This is a genomic window from Micrococcus antarcticus (genome assembly GCF_044872765.1).
Lineage (GTDB): Bacteria > Actinomycetota > Actinomycetes > Actinomycetales > Micrococcaceae > Micrococcus.
In genome coordinates, this window is record NZ_CP085253.1 from 386989 (window position 1) to 410108 (window position 23120).

Genomic DNA, 23120 nt, shown 5'->3' on the forward strand with positions numbered 1-23120 from the left:
ATCCCATCGGAGTCCCTCCTACATGACCACCACTTCCAACGCCCCCCAGGTTGCCGTCAACGACATCGGCACCGCCGAGGAGCTGCTCGCCGCGATCGACGCGACCATCAAGTACTTCAACGATGGCGACCTCGTCGAGGGCACCGTCGTCAAGGTGGACCGCGACGAGGTCCTGCTCGACATCGGGTACAAGACCGAGGGCGTCATCCCCTCCCGCGAGCTGTCCATCAAGCACGACGTGGACCCGGATGAGGTCGTGGCCGTGGGCGACTCCGTCGAGGCCCTCGTCCTCACCAAGGAGGACAAGGAAGGCCGCCTGATCCTCTCCAAGAAGCGCGCTCAGTACGAGCGCGCCTGGGGCGACATCGAGAAGATCAAGGAGGAGGACGGCGTCGTCGAGGGCACCGTCATCGAGGTCGTCAAGGGCGGCCTCATCATCGACATCGGCCTCCGCGGCTTCCTCCCCGCCTCGCTGGTGGAGATGCGCCGCGTGCGCGACCTGGCCCCCTACATCGGCCAGAAGCTCGAGGCGAAGATCATCGAGCTGGACAAGAACCGCAACAACGTGGTGCTCTCCCGCCGTGCCTGGCTCGAGCAGACCCAGTCCGAGGTCCGCTCCAACTTCCTCCACAAGCTGGAGAAGGGCCAGGTCCGTCAGGGCGTCGTGTCCTCGATCGTCAACTTCGGCGCGTTCGTCGACCTGGGCGGCGTGGACGGCCTCGTGCACGTCTCCGAGCTCTCCTGGAAGCACATCGACCACCCGTCCGAGGTCGTCGAGGTCGGCAAGGAGGTCACCGTCGAGGTCCTCGAGGTCGACATGGACCGCGAGCGTGTCTCCCTGTCGCTGAAGGCGACCCAGGAGGATCCGTGGCAGCTCTTCGCCCGGACCCACGCCCTGGGCCAGGTCGTGCCCGGCAAGGTCACCAAGCTCGTCCCCTTCGGCGCGTTCGTGCGCGTCGAGGACGGCATCGAGGGCCTCGTGCACATCTCCGAGCTGGCCTCGCGCCACATCGACACCGCCGAGCAGGTCGTGTCGGTCAACGACGAGCTGTTCGTCAAGGTCATCGACATCGACCTCGAGCGTCGCCGCATCTCCCTCTCCCTCAAGCAGGCCAACGAGGGCGTGGACCCGGACGGCACCGAGTTCGACCCCGCGCTCTACGGCATGGCCGCCGAGTACGACGAGGAGGGGAACTACAAGTACCCCGAGGGCTTCGACGTCGAGACCAACGAGTGGATGGAGGGCTTCGAGTCCGAGCGCGCGGCGTGGGAGCAGCAGTACGCCGACGCCCAGACCCGCTGGGAGGCCCACAAGGAGCAGGTGCGTCGCTCCGTCGAGGAGGAGGCCCAGGCGGGCACCGAGTCCTCCTCCGCCGGCGCCGGCGCCTCCACGTACTCCTCCGAGGCCCCGGCCTCCGACGGCGGCACCCTCGCCTCCGACGAGGCCCTCGCCGCCCTGCGCGAGAAGCTGACCGGCAACTGATCCGGTGCGGTGAGCCGGTGACGGCCGCCGCCCGGGCGGACGCCCACCACGGACGAGCGCCCCGTCCCTCCATCACGGAGGGGCGGGGCGCTCCGTCGTGTCCGGGGTCAGCCGCGCCGCGTGGAGGCCGTCACCGTGAACGTGCGGTTCCGCGCGACCTGCCGGGTGGGCCCGACGACGGACTGCAGGATCCCGCGGTGGTGCAGGTGCGAGTTCCACACGCACCACAGCTCCCCCTCCGGAGCCAGGACGCGCGCGGCGGCCTCGAAGAGGCGGTGTGCGACCGTGGGGTCCACCGCGTTGCCGTCGTGGAACGGGGGGTTCAGCAGGATCCGCTCCTCGGAGGCGTCCGCCCACGAGGCGAGCGCGTCGTCCCGGACGGCCTCGATCCGCTCGGCCAGGCCGTTGGCCTCGGCCGTCGCCCGCGTCGAGGCGACCGCGACGGCGGACTGGTCCGTCGCGGTGATCCGGGCGTGGGGCCACAGGCGGGCCGCGCCGACCGCGATCAGGCCGTTGCCGCAGCCCAGGTCCACGGCGCGGGCCGGGGGGCGCGGGTCCTCCGCCAGCGCCTCGAGGAGCAGGCGGGAGCCGGGGTCGGCGTGCGCCCCGCCGAACGTGCCGGCCTCGGCCACGAGGCGCACGGGGCCGATCCCCGGCAGGGCCGCCGTGGTCTCGTCATGGGGCCGGGGCGCCACGCCCGCGCGGGGCGCGCGGGCCGTGAGCACGCGCGCCTTGCGGCGGCCCCGGTTCGCGACGACGTCCTGGAAGGACGCCGCCAGCACGGCGTTCATCCGCGGGCTCATGTGCTTGTCCCGGCCCCCGGCCAGCACGACGACGGAGGGGTCCGCGCCGCGCGCCAGGATCCGGGCGATCCGGTCCAGCTCGTCGAGGGAGCGGGGCAGGGGGAGCAGCACGGTCCGGGCGCCGCGGACGAGCCGATCGTCGAGCTCCGCGTGCGTCAGGGACCCGGCGGAGTCCCGCAGCAGGCCCTCCGCGCGCCAGCGCTCCAGGTTCGCCCGCACCGAGCGCTCGGCGGACGCGTCGTCCTGGGCCAGGCGGACGTCGTGCCCGGCCGCGAGCAGGGGGAGGGTGAGGGCGCCGTGCCGGTCCTCGAGGACCACCACGGGGCCGGCCGCGTGGCCGCACGCCAGCCATCCGGCGAGGGTGTCGAGGAGCAGCACGTCCGCGGCGTCGTGGGCGGCGCGCCCCGCCTCGGCGGGCAGCGGCCAGCGCATGAGGGACTCCCACGGCACACCGCGGGTCAGGTCGTCCGGGAGCCCGCCCAGCACCACGTCGGGGGTCACCCCCGCCGGGACACGGCCGCGGTCATCGTGCGAGGTCGTCGTCATGGTCCACCCAGTCCTCTCCGACGCGCTCCACGCGTCCGCTGCCCGCGGTGATCCCCGCGAGGCTCTGCTCGAGATCCGCCCACGCGGCGGGGGAGTCCGCCACCGCGACGTGCAGCCACGCGGCGTCGGCGGCGTAGTCGGTCGCCGTGACGTGCACCCCGGAGGCACGCAGGTCGTTCTCCCAGCGCCCCGCGTCGGCATGGGGCGCGGCGATCGTTCCGAGCGCCATGCGCTCCCGGGAGAGCAGCGGCGCCGTGGCCAGGGCGGCGGAGACGGCGTCCGAGTATGCGCGCACCAGGCCGCCCGCCCCGAGCTTCACGCCCCCGAACCAGCGCACGACGACGGCGCAGACGTCCGTGAGGTCGGCGTGGCCGGGGCGGGTCTCCCGCTGCACGAGGGCCTCCAGCATGGGGGTGCCCGCGGTGCCGGCCGGCTCGCCGTCGTCGGAGGAGCGCATGCGCTCCCGGCGCGGGCCCAGGACGAAGGCGCTGCACACGTGCCGCGCGTCGTGGTGGCGGCGCCGCAGCTCGGCGACCACCTCGCGGGCCTCGTCCTCGTCGGCGACGCGTCCCAGGTAGGCGCGGAAGCGGCTGCGCCGCACCTCCTGCTCGAGGCGGACCCAGCCCTCGGGGCGCCGTGCGCCGGCGGGGAGCACGGTGCACCGCGCGGCGTCGGCGGGCCCGGGCAGGCCCGGGGCGGGGTCGTCAGACATGGGCACCAGCGTAGGCGCTCGGCATGCGCCGACCGCGGGCGCACGCTAGCCTGGTGACCCGTGCCACCCGGCACCGGCCCACCGGTGAGCGCACGAACCGCCGCCGCGGGCTGGACCCGACCCCGTCTGCGAGACCCATGACCTCCCCGCTCACGCGCCTGCACGACGCCCTCCGGCTCCGCACCAGCCCGGCGATCTTCTTCGGCTCCCTCGGCCTCATCGTCCTCTTCACCGCGGCCATGGGGCTCTTTCCGGGCCCGGTGCAGCGCACCTTCGGCATCGTCGCCACGTGGCTGCGCTACGACGCCGGCTGGATCTACACCCTGAGCCTCACCGTTCTCGTCGTCTTCATGCTCGGCCTGGCCTTCAGCCGCTATGGCCGGGTCAAGCTCGGCGACGACGACGCGGTCCCCGAGTACTCCGGCCTCGTCTGGTTCGCCATGATGTTCGCCGCCGGCGTCGGCGCCGTGCTCATGTTCTGGGGGATCGCGGAGCCGATCAACCACTACGCGAACCCGCCGCTGGCCGGCACCGAGCCCTTCTCCGACCAGGCGGCGTCGGAGGCGATGAGCATCGCCAACTTCCACTTCGGCATCCACATGTGGGCGATCCTGCTGGTGCCGGGGCTGTGCTTCGGCTACTTCACGTACAAGCGCAAGCTGCCCCCGCGCGTGTCGTCGGCGTTCCAGCCGCTGCTGGGCGACGGCATCCACGGCCCCGTCGGCAAGGCCATCGACATCATCGCGGTGGTCTCCACGGTCTTCGGCCTCGGCGTGTCCGTGGGCCTGGGTGCCATGCAGCTGAACTCCGGCATGAACGAGGTGCTGGGCACGCCCGTCGCCCCCTGGGTCCAGGCCCTGATCCTCGCCGTGATCACCGCGGTGGGCGTCGCCTCCGTCCTCGCGGGCATGGACAAGGGCGTCAAGCGCATCTCCTACGCCAACATCATCCTCGCGATCGCCCTCCTGGTGTACGTCCTCATGTGGGCGGGCTCGAGCATGGACGTCATCCGCGGGACGGTCCAGGCCGTCGGCGAGTACGTCACCGCACTGCCCCTGCTCTCCACCTACAACGACACCTACAACTCGGGCGCCTGGTCCGGCGACTGGACGGTCTTCTACTGGGCCTGGACCGTGACGTGGGCCCCGTTCGTCGGCATGTTCTTCGCGCGCATCTCCCGCGGCCGCACCATCCGCCAGTTCGTCGCCGCCGGACTCGGCCTGCCGACGGCGTTCGTGATCATCTGGATGGGTGTCTACGGCCATTCGGCGTTCCAGTCGGACCGGGCCACGGCCCCGTCTCCGGGGACGGGCGGAGACCTGACCCGGACCATCGTGGAGGAGGGCAACGTGCAGGCCGCGCTGTTCCAGCACCTGCAGGGCACCCCCCTCTCCCTCGGCGCCGCCGTCGTCGCGCTCGTGGTCATCTCGCTGTTCTTCATCACCTCGATCGACTCCGGCGCCCTGGTCATGGATGCCATGGTCAACGGCCACGAGGACCCTGCCCCGCGCATCCAGGGCGTCGTCTGGGCCGTGTCGATCGGCGCCGTGTGCGCCGCGATCATCCTCACGGCGGGGGAGGACGGCCTGGCCGCCCTCCAGGAGGTCATCATCGTCATCGGCCTGCCGATCCTCATGATCACCGTCGTCCAGGTGGTGCTCCTCGTTCAGGCGCTCCGTGAGGACGCCGGCACCGTCCGTCCGATGCGCACCCGCCAGTGGAAGAAGGTGCTCCCCGCCGAGGAGTACCGCCGCCGCGCCGCGGAGGACGGCGCCGACGTGTCCGACTACGTCGTGCGCCCCGAGTTCGAGGTGGGCACGGAGCCGGAGTACGACACCCACACGCCGAAGACGTGGCACCAGCAGCGTGCGGCCGCCGAACACGCCCTCCTGACGGTCGGCCTGACCGGCGGCGTCGCGGCCGGCCGGACCGCGGTGGGGGAGGAGCTCGAGCGGCTCGGTGCCGTCGTCGTCGAGTTCGACGACCTCATGGGCGAGGTCCTCGTGCCCGGCAGTGCCGTGCTCGACGAGCTGCGCGAGGTGTTCGGAGAGGAGATCGTGCACGCGGACGGCTCCCTCGACGTGCGCGCCCTCAACCGCCTGACCACGGAGAGCACGACGGCGCGCCGCCGCATGTACGAGATCGTCGCGCCGGCCGTGCGGACCGAAGCCGACGCCCGGGCCAGGGCCGTCGGGGAGGACGCCGTGCTGGTGATGGACCTCGCGCTCCTGACCGAGACCGGCTCCGCCCGCGAGTTCGACCAGGTGCTCGCGGTCTCCGCCCCGGCCGAGCTGCGCGTCGCCCGCCTCATGGACTCCCACGCGATGAGCCGCGAGCGGGCCTGGGCGTTCATCGACGAGGAGGCGGCGGACGAGGAGCGCGCCGAGGTCGCGGACACGGTGCTCGAGAACGCCGGCACCCTCGAGGAGCTCCGCGACGAGGTCCGGGCATACTGGGACGCGAGGATCCAGCCCGTCGTCGACGCCGCCGGCGCCTCCCACCCTGCCCGCTGAGTCCTCCAGGAGAGTCGATGTCCGAGCCCCCCGCCCCCGTCGCCCACCGTCCCCGCGTCCACGTGGGGCTCACCGGGGGCATCGCGGCCGGCAAGTCGGCCGTGGCCCGGGTGCTCGAGGAGCGCGGCGCCCTGCTGGTGGACTCGGACGCACTGGCCCGCGCCGTCCTCGAGAAGGGGACGGAGGGCCTCGCCGCCGTCCAGGACGCGTTCGGGGACCGGGTGATCACCGCCGACGGGGAGCTCGACCGGGTCGCGCTGGCCCGCATCGTGTTCGGCGACGCGGGCCAGCGGGAGCGGCTCAACCGGATCGTGCACCCCCGGGTGCGGGAGATGGCCCGCGGGATCGTGGCCGAGGCGGGCCCGGACGCCGTCGTGGTCCAGGACGTGCCGCTGCTCGTGGAGACCGGCCAGGCGGACGCCTTCGACCTCGTCGTCGTCGTGGAGGCCCCGCTCGAGGAGCGGATCCGGCGCATGACGCAGGACCGGGGGATGAGCCGGGAGGACGCCGAGGCGCGCATCGCCGCGCAGGCGAGCGACGCGCAGCGCCGCGCGGCCGCCGACGTCGTGATCGTCAACGACGCCGACCTCACGCGCCTGGCCTCCGCCGCGAACCAGGTGTGGGACCGGTTCCTCGCTGCGCCCGCTGCGCCGTGACGCGCTGACGCGTCGGCGGCGCGCGTAGGGTTCTGCCCATGAGCCTGGCCAAGCAGATCAACCGCGTCGTCGCGCCGTTCGAGGTCGTCTCCCCGTTCGAGCCCTCAGGCGACCAGCCCGCCGCCATCGCGGAGCTCGCCGAGCGCGTCCAGGCGGGGGAGAAGGACGTCGTCCTCCTGGGCGCCACCGGCACCGGCAAGTCGGCCACGTCCGCGTGGCTGATCGAGAGGCTGCAGCGGCCCACCCTCGTGATGGTGCAGAACAAGACGCTCGCGGCACAGCTGGCCAACGAGTTCCGTGAGCTGCTGCCGAACAACGCGGTCGAGTACTTCGTCTCCTACTACGACTACTACCAGCCCGAGGCCTACGTCCCGCAGTCGGACACCTTCATCGAGAAGGACTCCTCCGTCAACGAGGAGGTGGAGCGGCTGCGCCACTCCGCCACCAACGCCCTCCTCACACGCCGGGACGTCGTGGTGGTGGCCACCGTCTCCTGCATCTACGGCCTCGGCACGCCCGAGGAGTACATCGAGCAGATGGTCACCCTGCGCCGCGGCGGGGAGATGGACCGGGACGCCCTGCTGCGCCAGTTCGTGCAGATGCAGTACGTGCGCAACGACATGGACTTCCACCGCGGCACGTTCCGGGTGCGCGGGGACACGGTGGAGATCATCCCCATGTACGAGGAGCTCGCGGTGCGCATCGAGTTCTTCGGGGACGAGATCGAGTCCATCCAGACCCTCCACCCCCTCACCGGCCAGGTCGTGCGGGAGGAGACGGAGATGTACATCTTCCCGGCCTCCCACTACGTGGCCGGGGACACGCGCATGGGCAAGGCGATCACCTCGATCGAGGACGAGCTGCGCGAGCGTCTCCAGGAGCTGGAGTCCCAGGACAAGCTGCTCGAGGCCCAGCGCCTGCGGATGCGCACCACGTACGACCTCGAGATGATGCAGCAGATGGGCTACTGCAACGGGATCGAGAACTACTCCCGGCACATCGACGGGCGGCCCGCCGGCTCGGCCCCCCACTGCCTGCTGGACTACTTCCCGGACGACTTCCTGCTCGTGGTGGACGAGTCCCACGTGACCATCCCGCAGATCGGCGCGATGTACGAGGGGGACATGTCCCGCAAGCGCACGCTCGTGGAGCACGGCTTCCGCCTGCCCTCGGCCATGGACAACCGGCCGCTGAAGTGGGACGAGTTCCTCGAGCGGATCGGGCAGACCGTCTACATGTCCGCGACGCCCGGCACCTACGAGCTCTCCCAGGCGGACGGCTGCGTGGAGCAGATCATCCGCCCCACCGGGCTCGTGGACCCGAAGATCGTGGTCAAGCCGACGCAGGGCCAGATCGACGACCTGCTCGAGCAGATCCGCTTCCGCGTCGAGAAGGACGAGCGCGTCCTCGTGACCACGCTGACCAAGCGCATGGCCGAGGACCTCACCGACTACCTGCTCGAGGCGGGTGTGAAGGTCGAGTACCTCCACTCGGACGTGGACACCCTGCGCCGCGTGGAGCTGCTGCGCGAGCTGCGCCAGGGCGTGTTCGACGTCCTCGTGGGCATCAACCTGCTGCGCGAGGGCCTGGACCTGCCCGAGGTCTCGCTCGTGGCCATCCTGGACGCGGACAAGGAGGGCTTCCTGCGCTCCTCCACCTCGCTCATCCAGACCATCGGCCGCGCGGCCCGCAACGTCTCCGGCGAGGTGCACATGTACGCCGACCGCGTCACGGACTCCATGCGGCAGGCCATCGAGGAGACCGACCGCCGGCGCGCCGTGCAGGTGGCGTACAACGAGGAGCACGGGATCGACCCGCAGCCGCTGCGCAAGAGGATCGCGGACATCACCGACCAGCTGGCCCGCGAGGACGCGGACACCGCCGATTTCCTCAAGGGCATGGGGGGCGTGAAGTCCGGCTTCGACTACGGCATGGGCCACCGCGGGCTCTCCTCCGTCCGCGAGGGCGCGGAGCGGGCGGGCACGGGCTCCGACGGCGACGCGCCCGCCGTCGGAGCCGGGTCCATCCCCGCCAAGGACCTCCAGGACCTCATCGAACAGATGTCCGCCCAGATGCACCAGGCCGCCACCGAGCTGCAGTTCGAGCTCGCGGCGCGCCTGCGCGACGAGGTCGCGGAGCTGAAGAAGGAGCTGCGCCAGATGGAGCGCGAACAGTGACCCCCGCCGGGCTCCTCGACACCACCCCCCGCCGCGCCGCCCAACGCCGCACCGTCCGCACCCTCGCCGCCAGCCAGGTCTTCTCCGGCCTCGGCAACGGCTCCGCGCTCGCGGTCGGCTCGGTCATGGCCGTCGAGCTCAGCGGCCACGCCGGCTGGGGCGGGACCACCACCATGGCCATGTCCCTCGCCGGGGCGCTGAGCGCGCTTCCCCTGGCCCGCCTGGCCCTCGCCCACGGCCGGCGCACGGCCCTCACCGCCGCCTACGGCCTCGCCGCCCTCGGCACCGTCGGCATGGTCCTCGCCCCCGTGCTCGGCAGCTACCCGCTGCTCCTCGCCGCCGCGCTCCTCGTGGGCCTCGGCGCCGCCGGCAACCTCCAGGCCCGCTTCGCCGCCACGGACCTCGCCGACGACGCCACCCGCGCCCGCGACCTGGGCCTCGTCGTCTGGTCCATCACCCTCGGCGCCGTCGCCGGCCCCAACCTCATCGGCCCCGGTGCTGCCCTGGCGCGACCGCTGGGGCTGCCGGACACGTCCGGCCCGTTCCTGCTGTCCCTGGCGGGCATGCTGCTCGCCGTCGCCGTCCTCCAGGTCGGCCTCCGCCCCGACCCCCTCACCACGGCCCTGCGCCTCGGGGGCGGACCCCCCGCCCCCCGCCCCCGGCTCGCGGACGGTCTCGCCGTCCTGCGCCGGGAGCGGGCGGTCGCGCTCGCCGTGACGGCTGTGGTGACCGCGCACGCGGTGATGGTGGCCGTCATGTCCATGACGCCCGTGCACCTGGCCCGCCTGGCCCAGGACGCGGCGGCCCAGGACGCGGCCTCCGGTGCGGCGCACGCCGCGCACGACCATGCCGCGCACCTGGACACCTTCGTGGTGATCGGGCTCGTCATCTCCCTGCACGTCGCGGGCATGTACGCGCTCTCCCCGGTGATGGGCCACCTGGCGGACCGGTGGGGACGCGTGCGTCTCACCGCGGTCGGGCTGGGGACGCTGGCGGCCGCGTGCCTCCTCGCGGGGGCGGGTCGGGCCTCGGTGCCCGTGGTCACCGTGGGTCTGATCCTGTTGGGCCTCGGCTGGTCGGCGGCCACCGTGGCCGGTTCGGCCCGGGTGTCGGAACTGGTCACGGGGACGGACCGGGTGCTGGTGCAGGGCGTCACCGACGCCGGCATGGGACTGGCCGGAGCCGCGGGCGCCGGGCTGGCCGGCGTCGTGCTGGGCGTGGCCGGCTACGGCGGCCTGGCGGTGCTGTCCGCGATGCTGGCCCTCGTCGTGGCCGCTGCCGCGCTGCGGGGGGCATCGCCCGGACCGACGCGTGTCAGGAATGCTGATATTCGCTGATTATCAGCAGTGATGTAACATCAGGGCCATGCCACGTCGCCGGACGGACACCGCAGCGCGAGAGCCCCTACCCACCCGGGGCGTCGCCGTGATCGCGGACATCGTCGGATCCCGCACCCTTGCGGACCGGGCGGCCGCCCAGGCCGCGATCCTCCACGCCTTCGCCGCGGCCGAGCGCCAGGTGCCCCCGCTCCTGCCGGGCTGGGCCACGGTGGGGGACGAGTTCCAGTCGCTCCACACCCACTGGAGCACGGCCGCGCGCGCCGTCCTGCGGGTCGGCCTGGCGCTGCCGCCCGGGCTCGCGCTGCGGTTCGGCCTTGGCGAGGGGGACCATCACGAGGTCGGCGGGGACGCGGGGGAGGGCGGCCCGATCCTGGACGGCACCGCATGGCACCGCGCCCGCGCGGCCCTCGAGACCGCGGACGGCCGGGCCCCCGGCGCGGCCACGGCGTTTCTCGGCCCGGACCCGGAGCTCTCCCTCGCCGTGGACGGCCAGCTTCTCCTGAGGGACCACCTCGTCGGGCGGCTCCGGGCCCGGGAGCGCCGCCTGGCGGCGGCCCTGCTCGCCGGGTCCACGCAGACCGAGGCCGCACGGCAAGAGCGCATCACCCAGTCGGCGGTCTCCCAGGCCGTCGCCCGCTCCGGAGTGGGGCGGATCCTCGAACTGGACGCCCTGCATGCCGCCGCGGGGGAGGGCCGATGACCGCGCTCGCCCTGCTCGCCGTCGGCCTGTACGACCTCGCGCGTTCGCTCGCGCCGGCGGCGTGGTCCCCGGATCGGGCGGGGCGGACCGCCCTGGGCGCCGCGGTCGTCGGCGTGCTGCTGGGCGCGGCGGCGCTGGCCGTCGTCGGCCCGCCGTGGACCTCGGTGGCGGGCGCGGTCCTCGTGGCCTGCGGAGCCCTCCTGGCGTGGGGGGCCACGGGAGCGGAACGGCCCCGCGTCCTGCTGGGCGTGGTGGCCGCCCTCGGGCTGGTCGGCGTCCTCGAGCTGGGTCTCGGCGCACCGGAGCACCGCCTCGCACCGGCGGGGCTGACGATGGTGGCGGTGGCCGTCGCCCTCGCCGAGACGGCCAACCGCATCACGCGCGCCGTGCTGCAGCTCGCCGGGCGCCGCACCGGGGAGTCGGAGGCCGCCCCGGCCGCCGAGGCGGAGCCGCCCCTGCGCGGGGGCCGCTACATCGGCCCCATGGAGCGGGTGCTCATGGTGCTCCTCGGCCTCGCCCACGCGTGGCAGGTCATCGCCGCGCTCATGGCGGCCAAGGGCATCGTGCGCTTCCCGGAGATCTCGGCCGACCGGGGGGACGGCTCGCGCGCCGAGGAGTTCCTGGTGGGCTCACTGGCCAGCTGGGGGCTCGCCGCCGTCGGCGGTCTGCTCGTGTGGCTCTCCCTCGGCTCTCCGCCCTTCCCTGCGGGAGGGTGAGACAGCGACGACGCCGTGTCACACGAACACTGATAGTCCCAACATATAAGCAGTTTCGCGCGAACGCCCCGGAGGCCCGCCCCCATGACCCACCACCTCGACGACGCCGACTCTCCGGCTGCCCTGGCCCGCGCCGGGTCCCCAGCTGCCCTGGCCCGCGCCGACTTCCGTTCCGGCCTCGTCCGCCCGACGTCGGGCCTGGCCCCGGGCCGCACGCAGGCCAATCTCGTGGTCCTGCCGCGGGACTGGGCCTTCGACATGCTGCTGTTCGCCCAGCGCAACCCCGGCCCCATGCCCCTGCTGGACGTCACCGAGCCGGGAGAGCCGACGACGTCGTGGGCACCCGGCGCGGACCTGCGCACCGACCTGCCGCTCTACCGCGTGTGGCGCGGCGGCGAGCTGGTCGAGGAGGTCTCGGACGCGACCGACCACTGGGGCGAGGACGCCGTCGCCTTCCTCATCGGCTGCAGCTTCGGCTTCGAGGCCGCGCTGCAGCGGGCCGGGGTGCCCGTGCGCAACCTGGACCAGGGGCGCAACGTGGCGATGTACCGCACGGACCGTCCGCTGCGCCCCGCGGGACGGATGCGCGGCGAGCTCGTGGTCTCGATGCGTCCCGTGCCGCCCGAGCTCGTGGCGACGGCCGTCACCGTCAGCGCCGCCGTGCCGTTCGCCCACGGCGCCCCCGTGCACGTCGGCGACCCCTCCCGCCTCGGCGTCGCCGACCTCGCCGCGCCGGACTACGGCGAGGCCACGGACCTCGAGCCGGGCGACGTCCCCGTCTTCTGGCCGTGCGGCGTCACCCCGCAGCGGGCGCTCGAGGTCTCCCGGCCGCCGTGGGCCATCACGCATGCGCCGGGGCACATGTTCATCACCGACGCCGTGGAGGGGGCGGCGCGGGTCTAGACTGACGGCCGCCCCGCCGACGAAAGGACCCCCGTCCATGGACGTTCTCAGCCCCGCCTTCGAGGTCGGCACCCTCGTGGTGCTCGGCCTCATCCTGCTGCTGGACCTGCTCTACGTCGCGCGGCGGCCCCATGAGCCCTCCATGAAGGAGGCGGGCCTGTGGATCGGCTTCTACGTGACGCTCGCCCTCGTCTTCGCGGGCCTGCTCTTCGTCCTGGGCGACGCCCAGCACGGCACGGAGTTCCTTGCCGGCTGGGTCACCGAGTACAGCCTGAGCGTGGACAACCTGTTCGTCTTCCTCATCATCATGGCCAAGTTCCAGGTGCCGCGCCGGTACCAGCAGGAGGTCCTGATGGTGGGCATCATCATCGCCCTCATCGCGCGGGCCGTCTTCATCGCGATCGGCGCGGTGGCCATCGAGCACCTCACGTGGGTGTTCTACATCTTCGGCGCCTTCCTGCTCTGGACCGCATGGCACCAGCTCAAGGACGACGACGACGGCGAGGAGTCCGAGCCCGGGATCGTCGCCCGGCTCACGCGCCGGCTCAACGTGGCCCCGGACTACGACGGGAACAGGCTGCGCACCACCGTGGACGGCAAGCGCATGTTCACCCCCATGGTGGTCGTGTTCATCACCATCGGCCTGACGGACGTCATGTTCGCGGTGGACTCGATCCCGGCGATCTTCGGCCTCACCCAGAACTGGTTCATCGTGCTGACGGCCAACATCTTCGCCCTCATGGGCCTGCGCCAGCTCTACTTCCTGCTCGGCGGGCTCATGGACCGCCTGGTGTTCCTCAAGCACGGACTCGCGTTCATCCTCGCCTTCATCGGCGTGAAGCTCATCCTCCACGCCCTGCACGAGAACGAGCTGCCCTTCCTCAACGGCGGCCAGCCCGTCACCTGGGTGCCGGAGATCTCCACGTTCGTCTCGCTGGCCATCATCCTGGGCACCCTCGTGGTCGCCACCCTCGCCTCCCTGCTGTGGGGCAAGGCGCCCGAGGACGGGGCGGAGCCGGTCTTCCACGGCGCGCACCGCATGCAGGACATCGCGGAGCGGGCGGAGTCGGACGACCGTTGAGCGGGCGGGCGCGCCCTCCGGTAGAGTGGGCCCGTCGTGGGGGAGTATCCACAACGCTGTGAACGTCAGTACGCGCGCCGATCGGTCGAGAATCCCGATGCGGCCCGCCGGGCACAGCGGCCTGGGCGCCGGGAGGAACCGGAGGCGAGGCGGAGAGACTTGCGAGCACTCATCGAGACCCCCTCACGAAAGGTGCTCCCATGGAGATCACCGGTCTGACCTGGGGGCTGACGATCGCACTGATCGTGGGCCTCCTCGCCTTCGACTACTTCGCCCACGTGCGCAAGGCGCACACGCCCACCATCCGCGAGGCCGCGGTCTGGTCCGGCGTCTACATCGGCATCGCCCTGCTCTTCGGCCTCGTCTTCTTCGCGTTCGGGGACACCCAGCACGCGGTGGAGTACTACACCGGCTACATCCTGGAGAAGGCGCTCAGCGTCGACAACCTCTTCGTGTTCCTGGTCATCATGGCCTCGTTCCGGGTCCCGCGCGACTACCAGCAGAAGGTGCTGCTGTTCGGCATCACCTTCGCGCTCATCTCCCGCACGGTCTTCATCCTGTTGGGCGCGGCCGTGATCTCGGTGTGGTCCGACGTGTTCTACCTCTTCGGCATCGTGCTCCTGATCGTGGCCGGCAACCAGCTCAAGGGGGAGCTCGCGGGCGACTCCGCCGAGGACGAGGCGGACAACGTGATGGTCCGCCTGGCCAAGCGCTTCCTCCCCGCCTCGGACTCGTTCGACGGCGACCGGCTGTTCACGGTGGAGAACGGCAAGAAGGTCATGACGCCGATGCTGCTGGTCATGGTGGCCATCGGCGCGACGGACATCCTCTTCGCCTTCGACTCCATCCCCGCCATCTTCGGCGTGACCCAGGAGGCGTACATCGTCTTCACGGCCACCGCGTTCTCCCTCATGGGCCTGCGCCAGCTGTACTTCCTCATCGACGGCCTCCTGGACCGCCTCGTGTACCTCTCGTACGGCCTGTCCGCGATCCTCGCCTTCATCGGCGTGAAGCTGATCCTCCACGCGCTGCACGAGAACAACCTCTCGTTCATCAACGACGGCCAGAACGTGTCGGTCGTGGAGATCCCCACGGTGCTCTCGCTGATCGTCGTCGTCGGCATCCTGGTGCTGACCGTGCTGGTCTCCCTGGCCTCGCCCAAGGGCCAGGCCCTGCGGACGCTGCAGAACGCGGAGAAGTTCTCCCACCGCTTCACCCAGCTCGACCCGCAGGCGCCCCTCGAGGAGCGCCGCGCGGCCGCCGAGAGGATGGACACCTGGACGGCCAAGGCCGAGCAGGTCGACCAGAAGTGGCGGGACAAGCTCCTGGACCACAAGGACCGCTACTCCCAGATCATCCGCACGGCGCACGAGACGCGCCTCTCCGACCCGGACTCGGCGGATCCGCGCGGCGTGTCCGAGGCGATCGTCCGCCAGGCCGGACCCCGCGTCTGAGGCACGCGGCGTCGCCGCACGGGCAGGCCCCCGCCCCGATCACCCGATCGGACCGGGGGCCTCCGTCATCTCCAGGAGACGGGCGAGGACGGCCGCGCCGTCGTCGGCGAGCCCGTCGTGGTGGAACGCGTCGGTCTCCCACACGCGCAGCCCGCGCACCCGTGCGGCCGTCTCGAGGGAGAGGTCGCGGTCCACGTAGACGTCGTGCGTGTAGACGGCCGCGGCCACGGGCACGCGGTTGGCCGCCAGCGCGCCGAGGTCGTAGAGCGCGCCCCAGTCCTCGCGGGCGGCAATGAGCTGCGCGGCCTCGGCCAGCGGGTGCAGGGGCGCCCCGGCCTCGAGCTGCCACGCGAACACGTGCTCGCCCGTGAGCAGGGGGGTGCCCTCCGGGGCGGCGGCGTCCCCGCCGCACGCGCCCGGGTCGAAGTCCGGGTGCTCCTGGAGGACGCGCGCGGCCGACCAGTCCGTCGGCGCGGCGCCCGGCTGGGCGTAGATCGCTTCGTGGAGCAGCGTGTACAGCGGCGTCTGGGCGCGGTCGGCCTGGGCGGCGACGGCGGCCCGGAAGCCCTCGCTCAGCCGCGCCTGGCGAGCACCCTCGTCGAACGCTTCGGTCAGCACGTAGAGCAGGGAGTCGACGCGGGTGTTGCCGCCCAGCAGCATGCCGAGCATCTGGGCTCGGGCCACCGTGAGCGCGGTGCCGTCCGGCAGGCGCTCGGGCGTGCCGGCCGCCTCGCGGGCCCGAAGATGGGCGACGACGCGCTCCCAGGCCACCCACGCGTGCGGGTGGCGGTCGAAGAACTCGCGGTTCCGCTCCCGCATGCGCGCGTAGGTGGCCCGGTACACGCGGTCCGCGGGCCCCGTGAGCGGGGCGAGGCCGCCCGTGACGTGGCAGCGCGCGAGGCCCTCGGGGAACCAGGAGAGGTAGCTCAGCGTGCAGAAGCCCCCGAAGCTCTGGCCGAGCGTGGCCCACGCGTTCGCGCCGAGGGCGAGGCGGACCATCTCGGCGTCCGCGACGATGGAGGGCGCCCGCAGGTGCCCCAGGTACGCGGCCTGGGCCTCGGGGGACATTCCCGCGAGGGAAGCGACGGTGGCCGGGGTGGCGGCCCCCGTCCCGCGCTGGTCCAGCAGGAGCACCCGGAACCGCCCCGCGGCCTCCTTGAGCCAGCCGCCCAGGCGTGGGGGGCGGGCGGCGCCGCTGCCCGGACCGCCCTGCAGGTACAGGAGCCAGGGCAGGTCCGCCGACCCTGCCGCCGGTCCGCGCACCTCGCGCGCGACCACGCGGAGCGTGCCCGCGCCCCCGGGCCCGAGCCCCGTGGCGGACGCGTCCTTCGCCCGCGCCTGCTCGAGGGTGTCGGCGTGGTCGACGGGGACGGTGAACCGGTGGTCCACGATCACCGTGCCGTCGAAGAGCGTCGTCTGCGCGCCGCGCACGTGCTCCGCGGCCTCCCGGGGCGCGAAGCCGCGCGGGTCGCCGGGCGGGAGCCCCGAGGCGGCCCCGCCCCCGGAGACGGGGGAGCCGCCGTCGTGCGTCACAGCCCCCACCCGGACTCGGGCGCGCCCACCGAGACGACGCGGATGACGGGGTGACCGGCCTCGTCCGAGGCGTCGAGGTCGACGACCGCGTTGATGCCGTGGTCGAGGTCGCCGTCGTGGTCCTTGAGGACCTGGCGGACGGCCCACCAGCGGGCGCCGGTGAGCTCGAGCGGTGCGGGCACGGGGGGCGCTGTGGCCACGCGGAACAGCTCGGGGCCGCGCGCGGCGGCCGAGTCGTCGATGTCCTCGTGGTCGTCGAAGTACGCGTCGAGCGCGTCGGCCCAGTCGTCCGCAGAGAGGTCGCCGGAGAGCTCGGCCAGCCGCGCGTCCTGCTCGTCCCCGAACAGGCGCACCCGCTGGAACAGCGCGTTGCGCACCATCACGCGGAACACCGGCATGTTGTCCGTGAGGCGCGGGGGAGCGGGCGGGGCGATGGACTCCATGTCCTTGCGGAGCTCCTCGATGTCCCCGGCCACGAGGTCCTCCCACTCCTCGAGGAGGGAGGAGTCGGTCTGCTTGACCATCTCGTCGAGCCAGTCCAGCAGCACCTGCAGCTCGTCCGTGCGCGACTCCTGCGGCACCGTGTGGCGCAGCGCCTTCACGGCGTCCGTGAGGTAGCGCAGCAGCACGCCCTCGGAGCGGGCGATCCCGTAGAAGCGCACGTAGTCGCCGAAGCCCATGGCGCGCTCGAACATGTCCCGCACCACGGACTTCGGGGCGAGCTCGAACTCGGCGAGCCACGGGGCGTCCTTGCGGTACACCTCGAACTGCTGCTCGAGCAGCTCGGCGAGCGGCTGCGGGTACGTGACCTCCTCGAGGGCGGCCATGCGGTCGTTGTAGTCCATGCCCTCGGCCTTCATGGCGGCCACGGCCTCGCCCTTGGCCTTCTTCGCCTGGGCGGAGAGCACCTGGCGCGGCGGGTCGAGGGTCGCCTCGATCACGGAGACGACGTCGAGCGCGTGGTCCGGCTCGGCCGGGTCCAGGAGCTCGAGGGCGGCCAGGGCGAAGGGGGAGAGCGGCTGGTTGAGGGCGAAGTCCGCCTGCAGGTCCACCGTGAGGTCCACCGTGCGGCCCTCGGCGTCCGGCTCCGGGAGCTTCTCCACGATCCCCGCGGCGAGCAGCTCGCGGAAGATGCCGAGCGCCTGCCGCATCAGCGCCGCCTGGCGGGCCGGCGTCTCGTGCGTGCCGCGCAGCAGGCGCCGCACCGCGATCACGGGGTCCCCGGGCCGGTCCAGGATGTTCAGGAGCATGGAGTGGGTGAGCCGCATGCGGGAGGACAGCGGCTCCGGCTCGGCCGCCACGAGGCGCTCGAAGCTGGCCCGGCCCCACGAGACGAACCCCTGCGGCGGCGACTTCTTCTTCGCGCCCTTGAGGGACTGCTTCATGCGCTTCTCGCGCTCGGCCTCGTCCTTGACGGACGCGAACTTCGCGGCGGCCCTGCGCGCGGACGCGGCGTTCTCGATCACGTGCTCGGGGGCCTGGACCACCACGGTGCCCGAGGTGTCGTAGCCCGCGCGCCCGGCCCGTCCGGCGATCTGGTGGAACTCGCGGGCCTGGAGGAGGCGGGTCCGCTCGCCGTCGAACTTGGACAGCGCGGTGAGGAGCACGGTGCGGATCGGCACGTTGATCCCGACGCCGAGCGTGTCCGTGCCGCAGATGACCTTGAGCAGGCCGTCCTGCGCGAGCTTCTCCACGAGGCGCCGGTACTTCGGGAGCATGCCCGCGTGGTGCACGCCGATGCCCGCCCGCACGAGGCGGTTCAGGGTGTGGCCGAAGCCCGCGGAGAACCGGAAGCCGGCGATCCGCGCCGCGATGGCCTCCTTCTCCTCCTTCGTGGTCACGGAGATCGAGGTCAGCCCCTGGGCCGTCTCCACGGCGTCCAGCTGGGAGAAGTGCACCACGTACACGGGGGCCTGGCGGGTGGAGACGAGCTCCTCCACCTTCTCCTGCAGCGGGACCTCGGACCACTCGAAGCTCAGGGGGATCGGGCGCTCGGCGTGGGCGACGACGGCGGTCTCGCGGCCCGTGCGCTCGGTCAGGTCCGCGGTGAGGCGGCTCGTGTCGCCCAGGGTGGCGGACATGAGGAGGAACCGCGCCTGGGGGAGCTCCAGGAGCGGCAGCTGCCACGCCCAGCCGCGGGAGGGGTCCGCGTAGTAGTGGAACTCGTCCATGACCACGGTGCCGATGTCCATCCCCGAGCCCTCCCGCAGTGCGCGGTTGGCCAGGATCTCGGCGGTGCAGCAGATGATGGGGGCGTCACCGTTCACGGTGGAGTCGCCCGTGACCATGCCGACGTTCTCCGCGCCGAACACGTCCACGAGGGCGAAGAACTTCTCGGAGACGAGCGCCTTGATCGGCGCCGTGTAGTAGGAGACGCGCTCGTGCGCGAGGGCGTCGGCGTGGGCCCCGATGGCCACGAGTGACTTCCCGGAGCCCGTGGGGGTGGCGAGCACCACGTTGTGGCCCTGCACGAGCTCGAGGACGGCCTCCTCCTGCGCCGGGTACAGGGAGATCCCGCGCTCGTCCGTCCACGCGGTGAACGCCTCGAACACCGCGTCGGCGTCCGGGGACGCGTCCAGGGCGTCGAGGCGGGCGAGGAGGGCGGGCGGAGTCGTGGCGGAGGCGGGAGCGGGGGCAGAGGAAGTCATCCCGCCCAGGGTATCGGCGCCGGCCGGGGTCACCAGCCGCGCTCGGCCCACTCCGGCAGGTGCGGCCGCTCGTCGCCGAGCGTGGTCGAGTCGCCGTGGCCGGGGTGGACGTGCGTGTCGTCGTCGTAGACGTCGAAGAGGCGCGCGGTGACGTCGGCGAGCAGGGAGGCGAACCGCTCCGGATCCTTCTCCGTGCTGCCCACGCCGCCGGGGAAGAGGGAGTCTCCGGTGAAGAGCAGGGTCGCCTCGTCGGGGCCGGGCTCGTAGGCCAGGGCGATCGAGCCCGGGGTGTGGCCGCGCAGGGCGATCACGTCGAGCACGAGGCCGTCCACGGCGATCCGGTCGCCCTGGCCGACGGCCCGGTCGATCTGCACGCCGGACTCCTCGGCGATGGCGGCGGCGTCGTCGGCCCCGGCGTAGAGGACCGCCTCCTCGTGGGCCCCGGCGACCTCGGCGAGCGCCCGGACGTGGTCCCAGTGGCGGTGCGTCGTGACGATCGCCGCGAGCCAGGTCTCGCACGGGGTGTCGACGTCGGCCGAGGCCAGCAGCGCCTCGATCGCGTCCGCGTCGTCTGCGGCGTCGATCAGCACCTGTGCTCCCGTCGTCTTGGAGGTCAGGAGGTACACGTCGTTGTCCATCGCGGAGACGGGGCGGACGCGCACGGAGATTCCCGGCAGGTCGTGCAGGACGCGGTTCTTCGAGGTCGCGGGCATGCGGACCAGTGTGGCCGAAAGGCCCCGGAGGCGCCAGGGGCGGACCGGCTCCGCCGCGCGGGGAGTCCCCCTGCCGTGTCCGGTGCCCCGCCTACACTGGCCGGGTGCCGAAGAACACCGCCCCCACCCCGTCCACCGCCGCCCCCGAGTCCGCTTCCGGGCCCGCCGTCGAGCCGGAGCGTGCCGGGCTCGCGTCCGGCCACGGCCGCCTCGCGCAGGCCGGCGCCGAGCGGGACCGCATCGTCGTGAAGGGCGCGCGCGAGCACAACCTGAAGAACGTGGACGTGTCCATCCCGCGGGACGCCATGGTGGTCTTCACGGGCCTGTCCGGCTCGGGCAAGTCCTCCCTCGCGTTCGACACGATCTTCGCCGAGGGCCAGCGGCGCTACGTGGAGTCGCTCTCCTCGTACGCGCGCATGTTCCTGGGCCGCGTGGACAAGCCGGACGTGGACTTCATCGAGGGCCTGTCCCCGGCGGTCTCCATCGACCAGAAGTCCACCAACCGCAACCCGCGCTCCACGGTGGGCACCATCACCGAGATCTACGACTACATGCGTCTGCTCTGGGCCCGCGTCGGCGTGGCCCACTGCCCCGTGTGCGGGGAGCCCGTGAGCCGCCAGACCCCGCAGCAGATCGTGGACCAGCTCGAGGAGCTGCCCGAGCGCACCCGCTTCCAGGTGCTGGCCCCCGTGGTCCGCGGCCGCAAGGGCGAGTTCGTGGACCTCTTCGCCCAGCTGACCACGCAGGGCTTCGCCCGCGCGGTGGTGGACGGGGAGACGGTCCAGCTCTCCGACCCGCCCACGCTGAAGAAGCAGAACAAGCACACCATCGCCGTCGTGGTGGACCGCCTGGCCATGAAGGAGGGCATCCGCCAGCGCCTCACGGACTCCGTGGAGACCGCGCTGAAGATCGCGGACGGCCTCGTGGCGGTCGAGTTCGTGGACGTGGAGGTCGAGGAGCAGAAGGGCAAGAAGAACACGGGGGAGTGGGGCGGCAAGGACGCCGAGGGCAACCCGCGCTTCCGCACGTTCTCGGAGAAGCTCAGCTGCCCCAACGGGCACGAGCAGACCGTGGACGAGATCGAGCCGCGCTCCTTCTCCTTCAACAACCCCTTCGGCGCGTGCCCCGAGTGCACCGGCATCGGCTCGCGCCTGCAGGTGGACCCGGACCTCGTGGTCCCCAACGACGAGCTGTCCATCCGCGAGGGCGCGATCGTCCCGTGGTCGCTCGGCAAGTCCACCTCGGACTACTGGCTGCGCGTGCTCGGCGGGCTGGCCACGGAGATGCGGTTCTCGCTCGACGCCCCGTGGCACGCGCTCACGGCGGAGCAGCAGGACGCGGTGCTCCACGGCAAGGACTTCAAGGTCGAGGTGTCCTTCCGCAACCGCTTCGGCCGCGAGCGCCGCTACACCACGGGCTTCGAGGGCGTCCTCCCGTACGTGATGCGCAAGCACGGGGAGACCGAGTCGGACGGAGCGCGGGAGCGCTACGAGTCCTTCATGCGCGAGATCCCCTGCCCCGTGTGCAAGGGCGCGCGCCTGAACCCCACCGTGCTCAACGTGCTCGTGGGCGGCAAGTCCATCGCCGAGGCGACCGCCCTGCCCATGCGGGACGCCCTCGAGTTCCTCGAGGGGCTCACCCTCACGGACCGCGAGCGGCAGATCGCGGACCAGGTGCTCAAGGAGATCCTCGCCCGCCTCGCGTTCCTCCTCGACGTGGGCCTGGAGTACCTGAACCTCGAGCGCCCCGCGGGCACGCTCTCCGGCGGCGAGGCGCAGCGCATCCGCCTGGCCACCCAGATCGGCTCGGGGCTCGTGGGCGTGCTCTACGTCCTGGACGAGCCCTCCATCGGCCTGCACCAGCGGGACAACCGCCGGCTGATCGACACGCTGCTGCGCCTGCGCGACCTCGGCAACACGCTGATCGTGGTGGAGCACGACGAGGACACGATCGCCGAGGCCGACTGGATCGTGGACATCGGCCCCCGCGCCGGCGAGCGGGGCGGCGAGGTCGTGCACTCCGGCTCCCTCGAGGAGCTCAAAGCGAACACGCACTCCGTGACCGGCGACTACCTCGCGGGCCGGCGCTCGATCGCGGTCCCCGAGCGGCGCCGGCCCCTGGACAGGAACCGCAAGCTGACCGTCAAGGGCGCCCAGGAGAACAACCTGCAGAACGTGTCCGTGGACATCCCGCTGGGCGTGCTCACCGCCGTCACCGGCGTCTCCGGCTCGGGCAAGTCCACGCTCATCAACGAGATCCTCTACAAGGTGCTGGCCAACCGGCTCAACGGCGCCAAGATGGTGCCCGGCCGGCATCGCACGGTGGCGGGCCTCGAGCACCTGGACAAGGTGGTGCACGTGGACCAGAGCCCCATCGGCCGCACGCCGCGCTCCAACCCGGCCACCTACACCGGCGTGTTCGACGCGATCCGCAAGCTCTTCGCGGAGACCCCGGAGGCGAAGGTGCGCGGCTACCAGCAGGGCCGGTTCTCCTTCAACATCAAGGGCGGGCGCTGCGAGGCGTGCGCGGGCGACGGCACGCTGAAGATCGAGATGAACTTCCTGCCGGACGTCTACGTCCCGTGCGAGGTGTGCCACGGCGCCCGGTACAACCGCGAGACCCTCGAGGTGCTCTACAAGGGCAAGAACATCGCCGAGGTCCTGGACATGCCGATCGAGGAGGCCGCGCAGTTCTTCAGCGCGTACACCCGCATCTCGCGCTACCTGGACACCCTCGTGGACGTCGGCCTGGGCTACGTGCGCCTCGGGCAGCCGGCCACCACGCTCTCCGGCGGCGAGGCCCAGCGGGTCAAGCTCGCCGCGGAGCTGCAGAAGCGCTCCAACGGCCGCTCCATCTACGTGCTGGACGAGCCCACCACGGGCCTGCACTTCGAGGACATCCGCAAGCTGCTGCAGGTGCTGCAGTCGCTCGTGGACAAGGGCAACACCGTGCTCACCATCGAGCACAACCTGGACGTCATCAAGTGCGCGGACCACGTGATCGACCTCGGACCCGAGGGCGGGTCCGGGGGCGGCACGATCGTCGCCACGGGCACCCCGGAGGACGTCGCGAAGGTCGCGGAGAGCCACACCGGCCGGTTCCTCGCCGAGCTCCTGGCGTAGCATGACCCGATTCCCGACCA

The 23120-nt window shown here is 72.4% G+C and carries 16 protein-coding genes; 11 read left to right on the top strand and 5 right to left on the bottom strand.

The genetic code is table 11. The annotated features are described in order from the left end of the window. The first annotated feature begins 22 nt into the window (after positions 1-22). Positions 23-1483, top strand: a complete 1461-nt coding sequence (gene rpsA, locus LG274_RS01870; protein ID WP_248116965.1) for a 30S ribosomal protein S1 — start codon at positions 23-25, stop codon at positions 1481-1483. A 107-nt stretch (positions 1484-1590) separates the two neighbouring features. Here the strand turns inward: rpsA and LG274_RS01875 are convergent, their stop codons facing one another. Then, on the bottom strand, positions 1591-2832 hold the full coding sequence (locus LG274_RS01875; protein ID WP_404465049.1) for a class I SAM-dependent methyltransferase: 1242 nt from the start codon (positions 2830-2832) through the stop codon (positions 1591-1593). Further along, positions 2810-3544, bottom strand: coding sequence for an IMPACT family protein (locus LG274_RS01880; RefSeq protein WP_404465051.1), 735 nt, complete (start codon positions 3542-3544; stop codon positions 2810-2812). Before LG274_RS01880 ends, LG274_RS01875 begins: the two co-directional genes overlap by 23 nt. A gap of 137 nt (positions 3545-3681) precedes the next feature. Here LG274_RS01880 and coaE (LG274_RS01885) point away from each other — a divergent pair, with 137 nt between their 5' ends. From coaE (LG274_RS01885) to LG274_RS01925, 9 genes are all read left to right on the top strand, one after another. Continuing rightward, positions 3682-6057 (top strand): dephospho-CoA kinase, encoded by a 2376-nt coding sequence (gene coaE, locus LG274_RS01885; protein ID WP_404465975.1) that lies wholly within the window; start codon positions 3682-3684, stop codon positions 6055-6057. A 17-nt stretch (positions 6058-6074) separates the two neighbouring features. Beyond that, positions 6075-6713, top strand: a complete 639-nt coding sequence (gene coaE, locus LG274_RS01890; RefSeq protein ID WP_298710285.1) for a dephospho-CoA kinase — start codon at positions 6075-6077, stop codon at positions 6711-6713. 38 nt (positions 6714-6751) lie between these two features. Further along, positions 6752-8890: an excinuclease ABC subunit UvrB gene (gene uvrB, locus LG274_RS01895; protein ID WP_404465053.1), complete on the top strand. Its 2139-nt coding sequence runs from the start codon at positions 6752-6754 to the stop codon at positions 8888-8890. Further along, a complete protein-coding gene (locus LG274_RS01900) occupies positions 8887-10227 on the top strand; it encodes an MFS transporter (protein ID WP_404465055.1) in 1341 nt (446 codons plus the stop codon). The genes uvrB and LG274_RS01900 overlap by 4 nt, the downstream gene beginning before the upstream one ends. A gap of 28 nt (positions 10228-10255) precedes the next feature. Continuing rightward, a complete protein-coding gene (locus tag LG274_RS01905; protein WP_404465057.1) occupies positions 10256-10930 on the top strand; it encodes a hypothetical protein in 675 nt (224 codons plus the stop codon). Continuing rightward, complete coding sequence (locus LG274_RS01910; RefSeq protein WP_404465059.1) at positions 10927-11646, top strand: hypothetical protein; 720 nt, start codon at positions 10927-10929, stop codon at positions 11644-11646. Before LG274_RS01905 ends, LG274_RS01910 begins: the two co-directional genes overlap by 4 nt. Positions 11647-11730: 84 nt before the next feature. Next, on the top strand, positions 11731-12549 hold the full coding sequence (locus LG274_RS01915; protein WP_404465061.1) for a putative hydro-lyase: 819 nt from the start codon (positions 11731-11733) through the stop codon (positions 12547-12549). Between the two features lie 37 nt (positions 12550-12586). Continuing rightward, positions 12587-13630 (top strand): TerC family protein, encoded by a 1044-nt coding sequence (locus LG274_RS01920; protein WP_404465063.1) that lies wholly within the window; start codon positions 12587-12589, stop codon positions 13628-13630. Positions 13631-13830: 200 nt separating this feature from the next. Beyond that, on the top strand, positions 13831-15084 hold the full coding sequence (locus LG274_RS01925; RefSeq protein ID WP_319074355.1) for a TerC family protein: 1254 nt from the start codon (positions 13831-13833) through the stop codon (positions 15082-15084). A 39-nt stretch (positions 15085-15123) separates the two neighbouring features. Here LG274_RS01925 and LG274_RS01930 read toward each other — a convergent pair whose 3' ends face one another. The 3 genes from LG274_RS01930 to LG274_RS01940 are packed head-to-tail and all read right to left on the bottom strand — an operon-like array spanning position 15124 to position 19978. Further along, a complete protein-coding gene (locus LG274_RS01930) occupies positions 15124-16617 on the bottom strand; it encodes an alpha/beta fold hydrolase (RefSeq protein ID WP_343282410.1) in 1494 nt (497 codons plus the stop codon). After that, positions 16614-19265 (bottom strand): DEAD/DEAH box helicase, encoded by a 2652-nt coding sequence (locus LG274_RS01935; protein WP_404465065.1) that lies wholly within the window; start codon positions 19263-19265, stop codon positions 16614-16616. Before LG274_RS01935 ends, LG274_RS01930 begins: the two co-directional genes overlap by 4 nt. A 29-nt stretch (positions 19266-19294) precedes the next feature. Next, complete coding sequence (locus LG274_RS01940) at positions 19295-19978, bottom strand: MBL fold metallo-hydrolase (RefSeq protein WP_248116990.1); 684 nt, start codon at positions 19976-19978, stop codon at positions 19295-19297. A gap of 104 nt (positions 19979-20082) precedes the next feature. Here LG274_RS01940 and uvrA point away from each other — a divergent pair, with 104 nt between their 5' ends. Then, on the top strand, positions 20083-23100 hold the full coding sequence (gene uvrA, locus LG274_RS01945; RefSeq protein WP_404465067.1) for an excinuclease ABC subunit UvrA: 3018 nt from the start codon (positions 20083-20085) through the stop codon (positions 23098-23100). Positions 23101-23120: the final 20 nt, after the last annotated feature.